We start from the raw sequence: 4346 nt of genomic DNA on the forward strand, positions 1-4346 counted from the left end.
AAGAGCCGCCGCGAGCGGCAGGGCGTCCAGACCCGCGGCGTGGTCGCCTATGACTGGGATGAGGAGGGGCGCTTCATCCTGGTCCCGGTGGAGGGCGATCTCTGGCTCTACACGGTGGCGGATGGGAAGATCAGCCGCCTGACCAACTCCGCCGCCGACGAGATCGACGCCAAGGTCTCGCCCCTGGGCGGCCTGGTCTCCTTCGTGCGCGACGACAATCTGTTCGTCATGCGCTCCCAGGGCGGGGCGGAGCGAGCGCTCACCACCGACGGAACCGAGCTGAAATCCTGGGGTACGGCCGACTACATCGCCCAGGAGGAGATGGCTCGCCAGACCGGCTACTGGTGGAGCCCCGACGAGACCCGCATCGCGCTCACCCATGTCGACCAGTCCGGCGTCGATGTGGTCGAGCGGCTGGATATCGGGGCCACGGGCGCGACCATCGTCAATCAGCGCTATCCCCGCGTGGGCCGCCCCAACTCGGTGGTGGACCTCTATGTCGCCGACGTCGCCACGGGCGCGCGGGTGAAGATCGACCTGGGCGCCGAGACCGACATCTACCTGGCCCGCGTGAACTGGGCCAAGGACGGCAAGACCCTCTATGTCCAGCGCCAGAGCCGCGACCAGCGCCGCCTGGACCTGCTGGCCGCCGATCCGGCCACCGGCGAGACCCGCGTCCTTCTGACCGAGATCAGCCCCCACTGGGTGGAACTCACCGACGACTTCAAGCCGCTGAAGGACGGGTCCTTCCTCTGGTCCTCGGAAAGGAGCGGCCATCGCCACCTCTATCTGCACGGCGCCGACGGCAGGCTGGTGCGCCAGCTGACGGAGGGCGCCTGGCCGGTGGACGGGGTGGCCGGGGTCGATGAGGCCCGCGACCGGGTGACCTTCACCGCCTTCAAGGACAGCCCCCTGGAGCGGCGGCTGTACGAGGTGTCCCTCAAGACCCCCGGCGAACCCCAGCCGCTGACGGCGGCCGGGGGCTGGTGGACGGTGAAGATGGCCAAGGCCGGCGGCGCCTTCGTGGGGTCCTATGAGGATCCGGCCACGCCACCGCGCACCGGCCTCTACAAGGCCGACGGGAGCCTGGTGCGCTGGATCGAGGAGAACCGGCTCGCCGAGGGTCACCCCTACGCGCCCTATGCCGCCCGCCTGCGGGTTCCGGCCTATGGGACGGTGAAGGCCGATGACGGCCAGGACCTCTGGTGGTCCCTGCGCACCCCGCCGGGCTTCGATCCGGCCAAGCGCTATCCGGTGATCGTCCAGGTCTATGGCGGGCCGGGCAGCGCCATGGTGCGCAAGATCTGGCAGAACCCCGCCGACCAGCTGCTGCTGGAGGCCGGCTACATCCTGTTCTCCATCGACAACCGCGGCACGCCCCATCGGTCAGTGGCCTTCAAGACCGCCATCGACCGCCGCCTGGGGGAGCTGGAGGTGGCCGACCAGCTGGCGGGCGTCGCCTACCTCAAGTCGCTGCCCTATGTGGACCCCGCCCGCATCGGGGTCACCGGCTGGTCCTATGGCGGCTATATGAGCCTGCTGCTGATGACGGCGCAGAACAGCCCCTATGCGGCGACGGTGGCCGGCGCCCCGCCGACCGAGTGGACGCTGTACGACACCCACTACACCGAGCGCTACATGGGCACGCCGACCACCGATCCGGCCAGCTACGCCGACTCCGACGTGCTGAACCGGGTCGGGCGGCTGAAGTCCGGCAGCCTGCTGCTGATGCACGGCATGGCCGACGACAACGTCACCTTCGACAACTCCACCCGGCTGATGGCGGCGCTGCAGGCGCAGGGGACCACCTTCGAGACCATGATGTATCCCGGCCTGCGCCACCGCGCCGGCTGGACCCAGACCCACCTGCTGCACCGTATGCGGACGACGCTCGACTTCTTCGGGCGCAAGCTGACGCCGGTGGCGGCGGCGTAGGGCTGTGGCCCGCTTTCACGTCATCGGCACGGCGCATGTGGAGCACCCCGGCCTCTTCCGGGCGCTGGAGGCGGCCCTGGATCAGGTGGCCCCTGATCAGCTGATCCTGGAGATGCCCGACGAGGCGACGACGACGGGCGAGGTGACCGGCCAGAAGCCGGAGATGGTGGTGTCCTATCATTGGGCGCGGCGGCGCGGCGTCCCGGTGCGCGGGCATGAGCCGCCAGGCCTCTCAGCTCTGCGCGACGGACTGACGCCGGAGGCGTTGGGAAGCCTGGCGCAGGAAATGGATGCGCTGATCTCCAAGCTGACTGTGCGACGGACCATCGACGTCTTTTGCAAACGTGATGCGCCACGGACCGTTGCGGAGCGGCGGCTGAGCACAATCATCGACACGCTCGTCGATCCGGACAAGGCCCTCGCCCGAACCAGGGGCATCGTGGGCGGCATCAAGCGCATCGCGGCGCCGGAGGGCGATGTCTTGATCCTCTGCGGCGCCGCCCATGTTCCACATATCGCGGAGGCGCTGGAGGATTGCCGGGTGGTGTCCGGTGAGCATTTCTACTGAGGTCAATCGGCGGCTCGGTGTCCATGTCCGTCGCGGCGCCCGCATTCGCTAGCGTCTTCCCCTGGCCCGTTCGCAGACCTGCGGAACTTCTCAGAAGGGTGGGTTGGAGACGCGTCAGTCCGGCAACTCGATCAGCGCCTCCTGGCAGAAGAAGGCTGAGTTGCCGAGGCGAACGAGCAGACGTGGCTCCGCGTCGGAGATGGTGCTGAGTACGTTGTACGGAACCGACTGACGCTCCAGCTCGAAGCAGACCAGATCGCGAATACAGGCTGGCCCGCGAGCGACGAGGAACCCGTTGGCCTGGGCCATGGCTGTGAACGCAGAAAGCTCCTCCGCTTGATTGAGGAAGTCCTCCGGACCGAGGAACGCGCCCTGTCGGTGAAGGTAGTCCTGCACATTCGCGTATAGCGTCACCGGGTCACCGATAGGCCCGGAGCAGTAGATTGACCAGTCAGACCCTTGCGCCCACGGCACGTCGGCAACAGCCACAACATCGAATGCCTCCAGCGCGTGGTCGTCGTCCGAACTAAACTCGTCCGTGCGGAGCCGGCCATCTCCAACATCATTGAACACGAGTGAGACAGTTTCTTCGGCTTGCCAGTCCTCGTACGGACTCGCCCACCAGCGATAGCCCCGGAGTTCTAGGACGAGTTGGCGTCCCCGCCACGTAACCCCGTCAATCCGCGTGGGGTGAACAATCGGCCTTTCGGCTAAGAGGGCAGTCAACTCGCGGCGCTTCATGATCCCACGATGTTATCTGGCGAGGGCGCGTCCGCAATGGGTCGAGGCTGTGTAAAAACAGGTCGGGAATTACGGTTACACTGTATGAAATTGCGACGTTCAGATAGCCTTGCCTGATCCGAGCGATTGGAGCGCGCCCAAACGGGCAGGACGGGCTATTTCATACAGTGTCACCGTAACTCTACTGAGATCAAGCCGAGGCTCGGTGTCGATGTCCGTCGCGGCGCCCAGGGGCCCGCATTCGCTGGCATTTTCCCCTAGCCCGCTAGCAGACCTTCCGAACTTCTCAGAAGGGTGGTGAGCGGAAATTCAGCTTTCTGGAACCGGACGACCGACGAGCCTCGTGGGTTTTGAGCCAACGGGGCTGCTCGCAACCTGCAAGCCCCATCCCGCCCCAACCAGTGCTACGTCCTGATCTCCATCGATGAAGTAAGCCTGCCAACTCTCGTACCCGCTGGACGTGCTGATGATTTCGAGTCGGCTCCCGGAGTCGAAGGTGAGCGCTATGTCAGCCGTGCGAGGATCGACCGAGGCGGTCACCACTACCGCTGAAGCCAGCAATGCACGGATTTCTAATTGAGCATCCAAAGGTGCGGGAAGACCAAATTGGTGCCCGTGGTCCTCCGACGTGAGGACCACGCGGTCGACGTCGATGAGCCGCCACAAGGTTTCGGTCACGACGACACAACCACCCGAAACAGCCAGACCGCTCATCTGAGCTCCACCAAAGGCGAAGGTCCAGTCGTACTCCCGCTTTTCAACGACGCACGTCTTGCCGACGACAGTCTGTTCAAAGGTTTTGAGTAGCGGAGCGGCCATGCGTGATCGTAGGGGCACTCGTCAACCACTCACAAGCGGACTCTCCCAACTTCGGCACCGGGTCGGACCCGGTCACTAGCTTCATCCCCGCAAGCGGACCTTCGCAAGGCTCCCCCCTCGGGACAGCCTCTGTCCACCAGCGCCCTACTCCGGCGAACTGCGCCGCACCGGCCGGTACCAGGCCAGCTGCTCGCTGGTGGCCAGGAGCTTGCCGTCGCGGCTCCAGTAGCTGGAGCGTTCGTCCGACGCGCCGCCGCCGCCGACCCGGCCTTCGCATTCGATC

Annotated in this window: 4 protein-coding genes; 2 read left to right on the forward strand and 2 right to left on the reverse strand. The window is 65.9% G+C overall.

All coding sequences use genetic code 11. From position 1 onward, the window contains the following. Positions 1–1935, forward strand: a 1935-nt coding sequence (locus AAC997_RS11195; protein ID WP_340645781.1) for a S9 family peptidase, incomplete at its 5' end; no start/stop codon positions are given. A 4-nt stretch (positions 1936–1939) separates the two neighbouring features. Beyond that, complete coding sequence (locus AAC997_RS11200) at positions 1940–2503, forward strand: hypothetical protein (protein WP_340645782.1); 564 nt, start codon at positions 1940–1942, stop codon at positions 2501–2503. A gap of 114 nt (positions 2504–2617) precedes the next feature. Here the strand turns inward: AAC997_RS11200 and AAC997_RS11205 are convergent, their stop codons facing one another. Further along, complete coding sequence (locus AAC997_RS11205) at positions 2618–3076, reverse strand: hypothetical protein (protein ID WP_340645783.1); 459 nt, start codon at positions 3074–3076, stop codon at positions 2618–2620. Between the two features lie 477 nt (positions 3077–3553). Then, positions 3554–4063: a hypothetical protein gene (locus AAC997_RS11210; protein WP_340645784.1), complete on the reverse strand. Its 510-nt coding sequence runs from the start codon at positions 4061–4063 to the stop codon at positions 3554–3556. Between the last annotated feature and the right edge of the window lie 283 nt (positions 4064–4346).

Origin of the sequence: Phenylobacterium sp., from assembly GCF_037968635.1 — a bacterium.
Classification (GTDB): Bacteria; Pseudomonadota; Alphaproteobacteria; order Caulobacterales; family Caulobacteraceae; genus Phenylobacterium.